The 15,014-nt window shown below is 61.7% G+C and carries 12 protein-coding genes; 1 reads left to right on the plus strand and 11 read right to left on the minus strand.

Features of this window, described 5'->3' with window-relative positions; all coding sequences use genetic code 11:
* Nucleotides 1–48: 48 nt before the first annotated feature.
* Genes ACN0VH_RS11305 through ACN0VH_RS11335 form a run of 7 tightly spaced genes read right to left on the minus strand, consistent with a single transcriptional unit; the run spans nt 49 to nt 6,648 of the window.
* Nucleotides 49–525, minus strand: a complete 477-nt coding sequence (locus ACN0VH_RS11305; RefSeq protein ID WP_278923449.1) for a class I SAM-dependent methyltransferase — start codon at nt 523–525, stop codon at nt 49–51.
* Nucleotides 522–1,334, minus strand: a complete 813-nt coding sequence (locus ACN0VH_RS11310; protein WP_417700636.1) for a polysaccharide deacetylase family protein — start codon at nt 1,332–1,334, stop codon at nt 522–524. The genes ACN0VH_RS11305 and ACN0VH_RS11310 overlap by 4 nt, the downstream gene beginning before the upstream one ends.
* Nucleotides 1,331–2,503, minus strand: coding sequence for a glycosyltransferase family protein (locus tag ACN0VH_RS11315; RefSeq protein ID WP_417700637.1), 1,173 nt, complete (start codon nt 2,501–2,503; stop codon nt 1,331–1,333). Before ACN0VH_RS11315 ends, ACN0VH_RS11310 begins: the two co-directional genes overlap by 4 nt.
* Nucleotides 2,500–3,087, minus strand: a complete 588-nt coding sequence (locus ACN0VH_RS11320; protein ID WP_417700638.1) for a histidine phosphatase family protein — start codon at nt 3,085–3,087, stop codon at nt 2,500–2,502. The genes ACN0VH_RS11315 and ACN0VH_RS11320 overlap by 4 nt, the downstream gene beginning before the upstream one ends.
* Nucleotides 3,084–4,184, minus strand: coding sequence for a glycosyltransferase family 4 protein (locus ACN0VH_RS11325; protein WP_278923445.1), 1,101 nt, complete (start codon nt 4,182–4,184; stop codon nt 3,084–3,086). The genes ACN0VH_RS11320 and ACN0VH_RS11325 overlap by 4 nt, the downstream gene beginning before the upstream one ends.
* Nucleotides 4,181–5,425: a glycosyltransferase family 4 protein gene (locus ACN0VH_RS11330; protein WP_417700639.1), complete on the minus strand. Its 1,245-nt coding sequence runs from the start codon at nt 5,423–5,425 to the stop codon at nt 4,181–4,183. The genes ACN0VH_RS11325 and ACN0VH_RS11330 overlap by 4 nt, the downstream gene beginning before the upstream one ends.
* Nucleotides 5,422–6,648: a glycosyltransferase family protein gene (locus tag ACN0VH_RS11335; protein ID WP_278923443.1), complete on the minus strand. Its 1,227-nt coding sequence runs from the start codon at nt 6,646–6,648 to the stop codon at nt 5,422–5,424. The genes ACN0VH_RS11330 and ACN0VH_RS11335 overlap by 4 nt, the downstream gene beginning before the upstream one ends.
* 302 nt (nt 6,649–6,950) lie before the next feature.
* Between ACN0VH_RS11335 and ACN0VH_RS11340 the strand changes: the two genes are divergently transcribed.
* A complete protein-coding gene (locus tag ACN0VH_RS11340; protein WP_417700640.1) occupies nt 6,951–9,353 on the plus strand; it encodes a mechanosensitive ion channel domain-containing protein in 2,403 nt (800 codons plus the stop codon).
* A gap of 224 nt (nt 9,354–9,577) precedes the next feature.
* Here ACN0VH_RS11340 and ACN0VH_RS11345 read toward each other — a convergent pair whose 3' ends face one another.
* Genes ACN0VH_RS11345 through ACN0VH_RS11360 form a run of 4 tightly spaced genes read right to left on the minus strand, consistent with a single transcriptional unit; the run spans nt 9,578 to nt 14,980 of the window.
* Entirely contained in the window at nt 9,578–10,936 is a 1,359-nt protein-coding gene (locus ACN0VH_RS11345; protein ID WP_417700641.1) for a CoA transferase, read from the minus strand.
* A complete protein-coding gene (locus ACN0VH_RS11350; RefSeq protein ID WP_278923440.1) occupies nt 10,933–12,087 on the minus strand; it encodes an ABC transporter permease in 1,155 nt (384 codons plus the stop codon). Before ACN0VH_RS11350 ends, ACN0VH_RS11345 begins: the two co-directional genes overlap by 4 nt.
* Nucleotides 12,084–13,112: an ABC transporter permease gene (locus ACN0VH_RS11355; protein WP_417700642.1), complete on the minus strand. Its 1,029-nt coding sequence runs from the start codon at nt 13,110–13,112 to the stop codon at nt 12,084–12,086. Before ACN0VH_RS11355 ends, ACN0VH_RS11350 begins: the two co-directional genes overlap by 4 nt.
* Complete coding sequence (locus ACN0VH_RS11360) at nt 13,112–14,980, minus strand: ABC transporter substrate-binding protein (RefSeq protein WP_417700782.1); 1,869 nt, start codon at nt 14,978–14,980, stop codon at nt 13,112–13,114. Before ACN0VH_RS11360 ends, ACN0VH_RS11355 begins: the two co-directional genes overlap by 1 nt.
* Nucleotides 14,981–15,014: the final 34 nt, after the last annotated feature.

Genomic DNA, 15,014 nt, shown 5'->3' on the forward strand with positions numbered 1-15,014 from the left:
CAACTGCGGTGGCCCCTGCAATATGTTCTGGCAGGGGTCGCCGCAGTGTCAGGCGCGGTAAAACAGGTAGCGACCCTCGGGAATGCCGTCTGGACCTTTGAGCTCTTCAAACCCCACCAGAGGTTGTCCCGAGACCACAATGCCGCCCCTGGCCATGACGCTGGCAATCACTGGCGACATGGCTGCGGCCTCGGCCACGTCCTCTTCCTTGACGCCAAATCCAAAATCATAATGCGCCAGAACGATCTTGTGGCCCTCAGATTTGAGGCGCTCCAGCATCGGCACCGCCTCGCCCTGCAGAAAATCCGCCTCGGGCGGCACACAGGACGGATGGCACTGTAGAACCCGGTCGATGACCCAGACCCGGCGATCTGGCAGGGTTTCGCGCAGGTGGTCATAGGTGCGGCCATTGCCAAGTCCCATGTCCAGCACATCCCCGTCGATCCCGGCGATTGCACTGGCGGCCCAGTTCAGCCCGTCGCGCTGGGCGGTCAAACGGCGCAGCATGGAATCCAATCGGCTCATCTCTCATCTTCCTCTTTGTCAAGGGTCCAGATCTGCCCCGGCCCCTGCATCAGGCGCGTAATCAGCGCCTCGGTGAAATCCCAGATGGCCGCGTCATGCACCAGATGGTGGGTGAGGATGCCATAGGGTTCGCGGTTGTCCGCCTGATCCAATCGCCGGGCGCGCAACTGGTTGCTGACCTGGTTGATCAGGTGCTCTGGGGCAACCAGAGACCGGCTGCCCTTCCAGTCGATGGGATCGAGGTGGGTGTTGATCTGTGCCAGCCCGGCGGCGGCCCAGGCCTGCGTGCGCGGGGTGAAACGCGACACTGCGGCGAAACCGAGGTCTGCCATCAAGGGCAGCAGGTCCGGCGCGATGCGGTTCCAGGGCGGCACAAAGATGGGCTGCAATCGGGGGCCAAACAGGGCCTTTAGCCGCGCCAGTCCCTCTGCCATCTCGGCAAGCGACCCTGCAAGCGGATGCCGGGGCGGGAATTCACACTTCTTGTCGCCGGGGGCGGCCCGGCTGATATGGGCCCAGCCATGCACCAGGGGGATCACTTCGGGATGCGCCCCGACATAGGCCGCAAGCGCGGGCTGGGCATCGCGCGGGATCACGGCCAGATGCACCGGCAGGGCAAGCTTTTGTGCCAGTGCGCTCAGCTGGTCGAGCTGCGGCGTTGGTTCGATCGCATCATCGTCGCGCCACCACAGCGGCAGTTTCAGACCGGCTGCCTGCCAGTGGCGCAGCTCTTGGTCGAGCGGGGCCCAGTCCGGGGGGCCGTCAGGGGTGGCATCAGGCGTGGCACCAGGGGGCTGCGTCGGGCTCATGGCTTTGCTCCTGCCTGATCGTTGGCCTGATCCTGGGCCTGATCCCGGACCATGTCATGGGCAATTTCGACGCTGCGCGCCGCGCCGTCAAACTGAAACTGCGCCGCCGTGCGGCGTGGCGCCTGTTGCACGGCTTGCACCGCAGCAACCAGGCGCTCTGGTGTCAGATCGGCGGTGCGCAGGCTGGCAAAGCCCGGCAGCGGTTCCAGGCTCTGGGCGCGCAGCCCCTGTTCGACCTCGCGTCCTGCATCAAAGGGGATAAGCACGGCAGGGGTATTGGCCTGCAACAGATCCAGCGCGGTGTTGTAGCCACACATGCTGACCGAGGCCGCCACATGTGAAAGCATCTGGCGAAAATCAGGGCGGGCGGCTTCGATCCGGGCGGGTGAGTCCAAACTGGACAGGGCCTTGATCCGCTCGGCGGCGTCACTGCCACCCACCAGCAGGCGCCAGGGTTGATCCGGCATCAGCCGGGCGGCAGCCAGGGCGCAGTGGTAGATCTCGTCTCCGACATTGCCTCCTCCCGCGCTGACCAGAACTTCGCCGCGCCCCTCTGCCTCTGGATGTGGTCCGGCTGCGGCAGGGGCGACAAAGCCGGTGTAGTGCAGTTTGGCGGCCAGCATATCCGAGACCGGCCAGCTTAGCGCGAGCGGGGTGGCCTGCGGATCGGAATGCACCAGAACGGCATCGTAGAATTCTGCAATCATGGCATCCGCCTTGATGGCCTTTTCCGGCTTTGATGGCGGTGCCAGGATGTCGCGGATCGAGGCAAGGATCTTTGGTCGTTTGGGCAGCTGCTGTGCTGCTTCCAGCAGGGCGCGGAACTCCGCCCGCAGGGAGCGGCGGCCAAAGGGGTAGAGTTCGGTGATCAGCAGGTCAGGTTGCATCGCGCGCAGCGCAGCACAGAGCGCCACCTGGCGCGTCCGGTGATAGCCCTCATCGGCCAGGGTGTTGTCCGGCGTCAGCAACTGGGTGAAATTCACCCCGTCAGAGCGTAGCGGCGGCAGTTGCAGCAGCGGGATCCCGCAGGTGTCGAGCTGCGGCGCAGAACAGCCGCCCGAGACGATCTGCACCTGATCACCAGCAGCCTGAAAGGCCCGCCCGAGGGTCAACGCCCGCGCCAGATGGCCGGTGCCCAGCAGGTGGGTGACCACGATCATCACCTTCATGGTGCGGGCCTCTTCAGCAGGCGCACCGGCTCTGCCCAGGGGGTGAGGTGCGCCTGGTCGATTTCGACCACAAACAGCCGGTTGCGTTTGATGCGAAAGGGGGCTGGACCGTCAAAATCCCAGTGATGGGCACGGGCCAGGATCATCCGCATTATCCCAATATGGCAGACCGCGACGGTGTCGCGTTGCAGCCCGGCCAGCCAAGGCTGCAGTCGGTTCCAGACCTCTGCCGGGGTTTCGCCACCCGGGGGGCGATAGTCCCAGCCCCAGTGCTCGATATCACGAAAGCCGCTGTCCGGGTCGGCCTTCAGCTCCAGCCCTTTCTTGCCTTCCCAGTCCCCCCAGAACATTTCTGTCAGGGCCGGGGCGGTCTGCGCTATCTGCCCGGTTATCAATTGCGCGGTTTCCACCGCCCGCGACAGCGGGCTGGACCAGAGATCTGCCTGATCCCAAGGCGTGGGCAGGGCAAAGCTGGACAGCTCGGCCCGGGCAGCATCGTCCAGCGCAATATCGCTGCGGCCCTGGATCTGTCCGGCGCGGTTCCAGGCGGTATGGCCATGGCGCAAAAGGGCAAGGCGGATCATCTCTGCTCCTTCAAAAGGCGGGCAAGTGCTGCACCAAAGCGGTGGCTGGCGGCGGGGGCCAGATGAGTTCTGGCAATCATATTGCGGGCCTGGGTGCCAAGATTCCGGCGCAGGTCTGGGCTGTGCAGCAGGGTCTGCAACCGGTGGCGCAGGGCCGCAGCCCCCTGGGCCACGTCGGGATAGACACCGGGGGCCAGAATGTCGCGCATACCGGGGCGATCCTGCGCCACCACCGGCAGCCCATGGCTCTGAGCTTCCAGGTAGACCATGCCAAAGGCCTCGTTGACGCCTGGCCAGAAAAACAGGCTGGCCTCGGCGTAGACCTGCGCCAGATCTTCCCGAGACAGTTCCCCAAGGAAGGTAACGCGGTGGCCAAAGGGGGCCATCAGGGCCGCGACATCGGCGCGGGCGGGACCATCGCCGACGATCTGTAGTTGCCAGTCGCCATCCAGCCCCCGCAGACTGTCCGCGATAATCTGGTAAGAGGCGAGCTTATCGCCGGGGCGCATCATACCGACGCTGAGCATCGGCCCTGACAGGCTGCTGGCGGTGGGCAGTTGATCCATCGGCAAGAAGGGCGGCAGAAGTTCCAGCTGTTGATCGTGATAGCGCTCGCGCTCCAGGGTGATCAGATCATTGGCGGTGAGATAGAAAATCAGGTCGGCGGCATCGGCGGCGTCATGGGCAGATTGGGCAAAACCAGCCCAGGGCCCCTTGAGACGCCGCAGGGCGCGGGTGCTTTCGATCTGCACATAGGGAATGCCACGGGCACGGGCGACCTGCGGGCCGATCAGATCGGGGGCCTTGTAATAGTTATGGTAGGTCACCCAGAGATCCAGGCGTGGCATCTCTTGCACCAGTCGAGCGACTTCCTGGGCTGCCTTGCTGCGCAGCCTGGCCTGCAGCGCGGCATCGCCGTGTTTGTCAAAGATTTTTAATTCGGTGGCCAGATCAATCTCGACAACCGCCTGCGGTACGGCGGCGATGATGGCCATCAGATTGCGCGCCATCTCGCGATCACCCGAAGGGACCGGATGGCGCGGCGATTTCATCGGCGCATAAAAGGCAATCCGCGTGGCTGTTGCCGCGTCGGTCATGAGCCCTGCAGCATGGCACCCAGGCGGGCCACCAACTGGGCAATGCCAGGATCCATGCCAAAGTCGCGGCGCAGGCGCTGCAGGGCTGCCTCGGCCATGGTTGCGGCCTGTTGCGGATCTTGTGCCAAAGACTGGATGGCGGCAGACAGGGCCTTTGGGTCATCCTTGCTGAGCAGCCCATGGGTGCCGCTTGTTATGAATTCGGGAATGGCCGAAACAGGCGTCGACAGTATAGGCAGCAGTTGCGAGGCCGCCTCCATCAGCACATTGGGCAAGCCGTCTCGGTCGCCATCGGCGGCAACCCGGCTGGGCAGGACAAAGAGATCACTGGCGCGCATCTCGGCAATGACTTCGGGTTGATCGCAGGCGCCGCGCCAGGTGATGCGCTGCGCGATCCCGGCCTGCCTGGCCATATCCTGCAACTGACTACCAAGATCGCCACCGCCAATATGGATCCAGTGCCAGTCCAGTTCTGCCGGGAGGAGCGCGAGTGCAGAGATCAGGCGGTCAAAGCCCTTCTTTTCGACCAGGCGACCCACCGACATCAGCTTGAGCGGATCCTGCGCCTGCCGCCACTGGCGTTGCGGTGGTTTGGGAAACCGGGTCAGATCAAGCCCGTGATAGATCAGATCAATCCGGGCCGGATCATCCGACATCTGCCGCAAGTGACGGGCACCAAAGGCGGTGCAGGTGGCACCAAAGGCGGCGCCGTGGTGCTGGCTGGACAGCTTTTCCGAAATCTCCCAATCCGGGGAAGTCCAGATGTCCTTGGCGTGGGCAGAGAAGCTCCAGGGCAGTCCGCGCATAATGGCAGCATAGCGCGCCACCGAGGCGGGGGTGTGCAGGAAATGGGCATATAGTCCGAGCACCTCGGCAGGGGCTTCGGCAGCCAGTACGCAGGCCTGGCCAAAGCGGCGGACGCGATTGCGGCTGGGATCGCGGCGCAGATCGGCCCGCCAGATGCGATAGGCTTCGGCGTAGCCGGGAAGGGCCTGGGCTGTGGCGCGCGCCTGCCAGACGCGGGTCGGTTCCTGATAGAGATATTCGGGCAGATAGCGTACCCGCGCCTGCAAACGGTCATGCAGGGGGTGGCGCTTTACATCGGTTGGGTGGCGCAGGGACCAGATTTCAAAGGTCAGGCCTGCTTCTTCCAGCGCGACCAGTTCCTGGGCGATAAAGGTCTCGGAGAGGCGCGGCCAGCCTTTGACCAGCACGGCAAGGGGGGGATTTTCTGTGGTCATTTTGCGGCCTTTTGCGGCAGATCCTGCAACAGGGCAGAGACCCTCTGAGTGACGCAATCCAACCCATCCAACAATCCTCTGGAAAAGGCCTGTGATGGTTGCTTCTGTGCCGCCAGGGCGCGAATGGCCCTAGTCATGGCGGCTGGCGTCCAGCCATCGCGGCGTTCATCCAGCATGGTTACCAGGCCCAGTTCTTCGGCACGGCTGGCGCGGATCCATTGTTCCAGGCGCGGTGTGGTGCGCGGCACGATGACGGCGGGCTTGTCAAAGGACAGCACCTCGCAAAAGGTGTTGTAGCCGCCCATGCAGACCACGCCCTGCGCGCCGGAAAACAGGGTTTCGATACGGGATTCAAAGCCCACCGTGGTCACCCGCCCCTGCAGCGCCTCGACACGGGTTTCAAAGGCTTCGCGGGTTTCGCCCGACAGGAACGGGCCGTAGACCAGCACCGCACGGGGCGCCAGGTCGGGGTCCTGTTCATAGGCTGACAGCACCAGATCCACCATCATTGCCCCATCGCCGCCACCGCCGGGGGTGATCAGCACATAGGGCTGTTCGGGCGGGGTATCCAGCGGGCCAAGATCCCGGCGCAGATAGCCGGTCCAGTGCATCCGATCACGCACGCGAGGGCTGAGCGGCAAGCCCTTGGTTGGGTCATAGATCGAGGCCAGCCCATAGATCCAGATCTCGTCGTAAAACTGCTCGGTTGCGGCGATGGCCTCCTTGCGGGCCCATTCCTCGGCCAGCACCTCTGGTTCGTCCAGCACATCACGCAGCCCCAGTACCAGCTTGCTGTGCCCTTTCTGCGACAACAGCTCCAGCGCGGGCAGCAATTCACCGCGAAAGCCAGTGGGCTCCTTGTCGACGATCAGCACATCGGGGGCATATTGCTGGGCCATGGAGCGGATCAGGCCACTGCGCAGGGCGGTGGTTTCCTCGATGCTCATCCCCATGGTGCGCGAAGCATAGCTGCCGTCGGATCGTTTGATCACTCCGGGCAGGCGCATATGGTCGACCCGGCTGGGAAAGGCAAACCGCCCCGCCACCGGCGACCCGGTCAGGATCAGGGCAGAGGCGGTAGGATCCGCCGCGGTAATCGCCCCGGCCAGGGCGCGTGAGCGCCGCAAGTGACCCAGGCCAAAGGTGTCATGGCTATACAGCATAACCCGGGGGCCGCGTTGAAGATGATCTAGCTCAGCGGAGCTGTCGTTGGTGGAAATCATGGGCCAGCCTGCAGGTGTACTCCCTAGGGGTGGTGCAATAGGAAGGTGCCAAGATCAAGGGTATTACCCTGTTTCCCGTGTGATTTTGCAGCGATATGGCCCGCAGAGGACAAATCGGCAGGTCTTCGCGGCACTTGGGGCAGGTTCTGCTGTGGGCAGAGTGCGGGGCTGCACATGGTGCAAAAGGGCAGAGTGTCTTGCCTGCAACCGTTGGTGCCTCTGGTTGAGAAACAGATCTGTGCGATTGCGACCGCGCAACGGAGAGGCTAGCCTGATGGCATTGTACTCGGAGTTTTCCTGCCATGATTAACGGTCTATTGCGCGCTATTTGTTTGTTTCTGCTGCTTTGGTCTGCCGCGAGTTTGATGCCGCTGGGCGCGCAGGCGCAACAGTCTGCCACGGCAACAGAAGGCGGTGCAGCGGTGCCGGGCGATTCCACCGATCCTGTCGATCCGGTGGCGCGCGCGGTTGAACTGGCAACAGAAAGCGGCCTTGGCGTGATCATCGTCGATGGCAGTGGCAAGCTGACCGGAACAGGCGTGACACCGCCCGGCACCGGGGCGAGCAGCCCGCCGATGGAGGGGGCCTCATCCTTGATGAAGGCGCAGTCGGAGCTGCAATCCTTCCGGCAGGAGTTGCGCAGCCGGCTAGAGGCGTTGCCCTATTCGATATTCGAGATGAAATATATCCTGCGCCAGACCAGCCCCGATGGCCGCATCATGACCTATGTAGAGGTTTTGGGCTGGAGCCTGCTGTTTCTGATGATCGGGCGCTGGCTGTCGGTGGAAATCTACGGCAAGCGGATTGCCAAGCGCTATGTCCAGGCCCGGATCAAGGCGCAACCGGAAGGTTACTATGAAAAGATGCCCTTCCTGATCTTCCGATTCCTGATGGGGGTTGGCGGCACGCTCTTTGCAATGGTTTTTGCCCTTGCGGTCTCTTATCTGATTTTTGGTGCCTCGGGCGACAGTTCGATCGAATTTACCGTGACCGCGATCTATACCGCCTTCTTTGTTTCCCGCACGGTATCGGACCTGTGGCGCATGGTCCTGTCGCCCTATCTGAGCCAATACCGAATGCCGGTCTTTTCGGACAGGGATGCCAAGCGTCTTTACATTTCGGCGTCGTTGCTGGCGACCTATGATGTCTTTACGCTGATCTTTGCCACCTGGGTTGGCGATTTTGGCCTGAACTATAATGTTTATGCGCTGGTCTCTGGCATCCTGGCCCTGGTGGGCACTCTGGGCAGCCTGGTTTTGATCGCCGTCAATGCCCGTGCCATCAGCAATGGGATCCGGGCGGGCCGCCCGAAGGAGGAATGCTCCTGGTTGTTGCGCGCGCTGTCGATGCTCTGGGCGCCTGTTCTCGTCATCTATGTCATTTTTGGCTGGCTCAAACTGGCGTTCGATCTGGTGCTGGAGCGCGAAATGTCGATGCCGTTGATGGCGGGTACCTATATGGTGCTGACCTCCATTCTGGTGGTCTATGGCGTTATCAACTACGGGATCGAGGCCTATGGGCGGCGCAGTCAAGCAAAGCTGGCCCGCGACCCGGCCCTTGGGGCCGAGGGCGTAGGTCCCGTACCGGCGGGCGAGGACCTAGAGGGGGGGATTTCAGAGGATGAAATTCAGGCAATGTCCGAAGGGCAGCGCCACCCGGTTGCCAGTATCGAGGATCTGGCCCGCCGGGTTGCCGGGATCCTGTCCTTTTTGGTTGGGGCTTATGCGCTTGTCATGGTCTGGAACCCAGAAGCCAAATGGATGAAGACAAGCGCGGCGGAAAGCGCCTTTGATGTGATCGTGATCACCTTTCTGGGCTATATTGTCTATCACGCGGCGCGAATTTGGATCGACAGCAAGATCCAGGAAGAAACCGGCGATGTGCAAGAGGCCGAGCTGGGTGACGAAGGCGGCCATGGTGGGGCCAGCCGTCTGGCAACCCTGTTGCCGCTGTTTCGCGGGGTCATCCTGGCCGTGGTTGTGGTTGCGGTGGTGCTGATTGTGCTGATGGAGCTTGGGATCAATGTCAGCCCGCTGTTTGCAGGTGCTGGGGTGGTTGGCCTGGCGGTTGGCTTTGGGTCGCAGACGCTGGTACGTGATATCTTTTCGGGTGCCTTCTTCTTGATGGATGATGCCTTCCGCAAAGGGGAGTATATTGACATCGGCGAGGTCAAGGGCACGGTGGAAAAGATCTCTGTGCGTTCGTTCCAGCTGCGCCATCATCTGGGCGCGCTGCACACTATTCCCTTTGGTGAAATCAAGGTGCTGAGCAACTATTCCCGCGATTGGGTGATGATGAAGCTGCCGCTGCGGGTGACCTATGACACCGATGTCGACAAGGTGCGCAAGCTGATCAAGAAGCTGGGCAACGAATTGTTGAGCGATCCGGTGATCGGCGACAGCTTCATGCAGCCGCTGAAATCGCAGGGGGTCATTGAAATGCAGGATTCTGCGATGATCATCCGGGTCAAGTTCATGACCAAACCGGGAGATCAGTGGTTGATACGCAAGCGGGTCTATCAGGATATCCGCGAGCTCTTTGCCCGCGAAGGCATCAAATTTGCCCATCGCGAAGTCACGGTACGGCTGGCCGAGGATCAGGTGGACGACATCCCGCAGCACAAGCGGGAAGCCATTGCTGGTGGGGTGCAGGCGGCAATTGATGAAGACATCATGGATGTCAATGGCGGTGGCGACGACCGCTAAGGCCGTTCGGGACCGCAAGACAGCGCAGGAGGCGCGTTGATGAGGCCTGCGTTGGGTATGAATGATGCGGCGCGTTAAACGCGAAACGCTGTCGCCCTGATATGAGAGATTAAACAAGGGGGGGGCTCCCGCCCCCAATCCGATCCGCTGACGCGCCTCGTCTGGCGTTGGGCCGGGCGCCGGGCCAGAGGCCCGGCGGGGCGCAGCCTGAAAGGCTGGTGGATCTAGGCTGTTGACCAGCGGGCCGGGGCGCTGCCGCAGGCCTGGGCCGGGCGATCCCAATACATCCGGGTCCCACCAACTTGCAGGGCGGGTTTCAAACGTCGCGCGGGCCCCCAGGTGCTGTTTTCGATCTCGCATGCATAGTCGTCTGCCTCTGCGGCGTGAAGCGCTGGGCCGTCAAGGTGATGCGGCGTTTGCGCCAGCTGCTCTGCCATTCGCGCCAGGGACAGACGCGCGTTGGCGGCGCGATTTTCCAGCATTGCAGATTTTAGCGCCCGCAGCACGGCCGCCGCCATCATGTAGCCGGTGGCGTGATCCAGCGCCTGGACAGGCAGTGGAGTTGGTCTGTCCGTTTCGGCCCACTGCGCGCCAGCGTCTGCGATCCCTGCACTCATCTGTACCAGGCTGTCAAAGCCGCGCCGCTCCGCCCAGGGGCCACTCCAGCCATAGGCATTGAGGCTTACCTCGATGCAGTTTGGCGCCAGCGCTGTGCGGGTTGCCCCTGTATAGCCCAAGCCATCCAGCGCGCCGGGACGGTAGCCATGCACAAGAACATCGGCCTGTGCCAGTAGCTCTTCGAATCTGTGCCGATCTGTTTGGTCATGCAGGTCGAGGCTGGTCATTGTCTTGCCCAGGGAAATGTCGGGTATAACACCGGGTTCATCCCAGCCAGGAGGGTCTATCCGCAACACTTCTGCGCCAAGGCCCGCCAGGGTACGCGTGGCAATTGGTCCGGCAAGGACCCGTGTCAGATCCAACACCCGCAGCCCTGCCAGAGGGCGTGCCGCAGAGGCCATGGGGCGCGAGCGCGGGGTGACATGGCGCGGCGCGCCCCAGTGCACCAGAGGTTCCTGGGTGACACTGCGCCCCTGCGGATGGGCCAACCACTGCGCCCGGTTTCGCATGTAGGCAGCGACACCGCCTTGGGCGACAATCCCAGTTTCGAGCTGTTCGCCGGCCCATGTGGCGACCGCTGCGCTCACGGCTGCCCGGTCTTTGGCACAGCCCAGGACTGAGAGGGCAGCTGCACAATGATGGGGCAGATTGGTATGCAGCCGGATCCAGCCGTCTTTGCACCGGTAGTTCCCCGCTATCGGATCCCATAGGCTTGGCAGGTCCCAGTCCTGCGCGGCAAAACTGTAGCCAAACCAAAGGGACGCAAGGCGCTGGTTCACCGTGACGGAGGGCAGATCGTGGCTGAGCCCGCCTGCCTGCATCAACTCTGCCAGTTGTTGCCCTACGGCGGCAAAGCAGGCATTGGCGAGTTCGCTTACCGCAAAGGCGCTGGTGTAGCGTCCCGTTCCGGTGACGTGATAGCTGCCCGGTGTGGGGAGCAGCGGCAGGAACTGCGACCGGGTCACTGCTGATACGGGTCGAGACTGTCGCGCAGCCCATCGCCAAAGAAGTTGAAGGCCAGTACCACGATGACAATCGGCAGCATCGGGATTGCAGTCCAGGGGTAGATCTCGATCGAGGCGAGGTTCTGCGCGTCATTGAGCATCACCCCCCAGCTGACTGCGGGGGCGCGCAGCCCCAGCCCGAGGAAAGACAGCGCGGTTTCCCCCAAGATCATCGCCGGGATCGACAGGGTCGCAGAAGCAATGAGATGCGACATGAAATTGGGGATCAGGTGTTTGCGAATGACCCGCCCAGAGGAGGCGCCCATCATTTCGGCGGCGCGCACATATTCTTCTTCGCGCAGGGATAGGAACTTGGCCCGGACAGAGCGCGCCAGCCCCGGCCAATCCAGGATTCCCAGGATTATGGAGATGATGAAAAACACCGCCACCGGCGACCAGTTAGACGGCACCGCCGCCGAAAGCGCCAACCACAGAGGAAGCTCTGGCAGCGAGCGCAGGACTTCGATCAGCCGGTTGATCCCCCAGTCGATCTTGCCGCCGAAATACCCCGCAACAGACCCAAAGAAGATCCCCAGAACAAAGGAGACCGAAATCCCGATCAGGCCAACCGTCAGCGACAGCTGCGCGCCATAGAGGATGCGGCTGAAGATGTCGCGGCCCAGCCGATCAGAGCCCCAGAGGAACACGGTTGCACCTTTGGGCGCGCAGAACAGGTGGGTGTCAGAGGGGATCAGCCCGGCAATGTGATAGGTCTTTCCCTCGCAGAAAAAATCCAATTTGCGCGGAGTGTCGAGATCCGGTTTGAACACCCATTGAAATGTCTCCAGATCGGCTTCGGATGTCATCGGGTAAATGAAGGGGCCAATGAATTCGCCCTCATGAAACAGATTGATGGATTGCGGTGGAGCATAGAGATGCTCGCTCAGGCGTTGGTTCGGGCCATAGGGCGCGATAAAGCCAATCACCGGCAGCAGCAGATAGCAGAACAACAAGAAGGCACCGGAAATCAGGCCAAGCCTGTGGGTCTTGAACTTGCGCCAGATCAGCACCCAGTTGGGGGCGTCCAGATCCTTGCGCTCCAGCTCTTGCAGGGCGGCGTCGGGATCATAGGGGGCGTCGTCTACAAAGCGTCCATCAGGCAATTGGGTCATGCTTTGCGCCCCTCATATCGAATGCGGGGGTCCAAGAGGACCAGCAGGACATCGGAAATCATCGTTCCTATCAGGGTCAGCAGCGCCACAAACATCAGAACAAATCCGGATAGGAACATGTCCTGCGTCTTGAGTGCTGTCAGCAGGGTGGGGCCGATGGTTTGCAACCCAAGAACAACCGAAACCAACACCGAGCCGGAGATCATTGCCGGCAGCAGGTTGCCAATATCTGCAACAAAGGGGTTGAAGGCCACCCGCAGCGGATACTTTGCCAGCATCCTGGACGGTGACATGCCCTTGGCCACGGCGGTTTCCACATAGGGTTTGCCCAGCTCGTCCAGCATATTAGCTCGCAGCCGCTGCATCATCGCCGAGGCCCCGGAGGTGCCAATCACGAAGGTTGGCACAATCAGGTGGATGAGGATGGATTTCACCTTCTCCCAACTCATCGGCAGACCTTCAAAACTGGGATCCATAAGGCCGCCAATGGGTAGATCAAACCAGCGGTGACCATAGTAAAACAGGATTAGCGCCAGCAGAAAGTTGGGTGTGGCCAGGCCGAGATAACCGACAAAGGCCGAGGTGTAGTCCACCCAGCTGCGCGCCCGCGCTGCTGCCAGCACGCCCAGGGGCAGGGCCACGACATAGACAAAGATAACAGCAGCCAGATTGACCAACACGGTCAACCAGAGACTGTCACCGACAATCTCGGCCACGGGACTGTCAAATTCAAAGGACCAGCCAAAATTGCCCTGCATCAAGCCGGAAAACCCATGCGGCCCCGGCAAAAAGCCAACCCAGATGAAATACTGCTGCCAGAGAGGTTTATCCAAGGCATATTCGCTGCGCAGAAATTCGGCCTTGGCCACACCGGCTGATTGGCCGCTGGCGCGCAGTTCAGCAATCTGGTTGGACAGATAGTCCCCCGGCGGCAGGTTGATGATGGCAAACACCAGAATGGACACCACCCAGAGCGTCAGCAGCATGGTGCCAAAGCGATAGAGGGCGTAGCGCAGAATTGGCATCAGCTTTCACCATCCTGAAAGAAGAACTCATCAGGGCGGTAGATGCCAAAATGGGCGCCGGGTTCCCAGGCCCAGATGGCGCGTTTGGGCACATTGCGTAACCGGTTTGATACAACCACCGGCTGCGGTGCCGCCGCGACGATGCCGATGCCAAAGACCTGCTCGGCATGGATCTTGAGCATCTGGCGCCAGGCGGTTGCGCGGTCGTTGTCATTCTCGGCGGCTTCCCAGTCGTGCAACAGTGACAGCAGACGCTGAGCGGGTTCCATGTCAGGCGCTTCACCAGAGGTCCCGTTGGTTTGGTAATATTGACCCCATTTGGGCCAGGCCAGAAACACCTGATCTGTCGGTGCCAGATAGGCCGGAGAGGTATGGTTTTGTGGCAGGCCGTTGTCCCAGCCGTACCAGACCGATGCCATGGTGGTGCCGGAAAACACCCGATTGCGCAAAATATCCCGGTCCAGCGGGCGCATCACCAGTTTGACGCCGACATCGTTCCAGTCATCGGTGATGATTTGCAGCGCGTTTTCCACCTCTTGCCGCTCGCCGGCGGTTTCCACCACCAGTTCCATCCGGCGGCCATCGGGGAGGATACGGATGCCATAGCCGTCTTTTTCCGTAAGCCCGGCTTCATCCAGCAACTGGTTGGCCAGTTCCGGGTCGAAAGAGGCCCAGGAGTCACGCAGCATCGGGTCAAAAAACGGGCTTTGTTCCAGCACGGTCATGGCGCCGGGCTTGGCCAGTTTGAAATAGAGCGCCCTGTTGATGGCCGGGCGGTTGATCGAAAGTGACAGCGCCCGGCGCACCCGTACATCGCGCAGCACACTGCGCCAGACCGCGTCTTTTACATTTAGGTTGGGGTAGATCGCGATCTGCGAAGCAGCGCCGGTGCCCCAAAGATAGGTCTGGTAATTGCCGCCTTCTGTTTCGCCCTTGCGCAGGATCGGGATGTCCCGAAAGCCCAGCCCACGCGCCTGTAGGTCGGCTTGGCCCGCGTTGGATTTTGCCGCCACCAGCCCACCTGCAACGATTTCCATTTCGACGGTGTCGATATAGGGGAGCTGCACGCCCTTACTGTCGACCCTGTGGTAGTAGGGGTTGCGCACAAACTGATGGCGGATCCGCTTGCCGGGGGTGGCATTGATCCAGGGCTGCAGGGTGGGCAGCTCGTGATTATCGTATTTGTACATGTTGTCGTATTTGTTGTGCAGCGCGGCCCAGCTTTTGACGCGGGCATAGTCGACTTCAGCGGCCAGGCTTTCGGCATCGGTATAGTCGGCGTGAAACTGCTTCAGATAGGCCGAGGGGCGGTAGATAAAGGGCGGGCGTGCCTGGGCCAGGCTTTGCAAGAACTGCGGATTGGGCTGGTCCCATTCATAGATCACCGTGGTTTCATCCGGGAAGCTGACCCGGGGGAGGCCGCCATCCACATAGAGAAAATCAGGCGGCCCGGCGGGGCTGAGCAGCGGATTATTGGCGATATCCTTCCACCAATATTCAAAATCGGCAGAGGTAAAGGGATCGCCACTGGACCAGCGGTGGCCAGGGCGCAGATTCAGCGTGAAGCGCCTGTTGCCGACATTCTCGAAACTGTGCAGGATATCGGGCTGCAGCTGGTAGTCTTCGCTATACCCCACCAGCCGGGCATAGCCGTAGACAACCATCTGGCGGATGTCCTTGGAGCGGGTGACCATGGTGTTGAGCGTACCGCCCTGCTGACCGAAGCTGCGGCCCTTGGCAGCTAGGTCTACAATCAATGGAATATGCGGCAGTCGTTCAGACACCGGCGGCAGGTGGCCTATGTCCACTTCAGTTTGCCAGAAACTGCTTTCTACAAAGCTGGGGCCAGCCGCTGCAGCGCCTGCCATCAGCGTCAAGGCCGCAGCAGCGACAGAGCAGGCC

The organism is Pseudophaeobacter sp. (genome assembly GCF_048267565.1).
In the GTDB taxonomy this organism is placed as follows: Bacteria; Pseudomonadota; Alphaproteobacteria; order Rhodobacterales; family Rhodobacteraceae; genus Pseudophaeobacter; species Pseudophaeobacter profundi.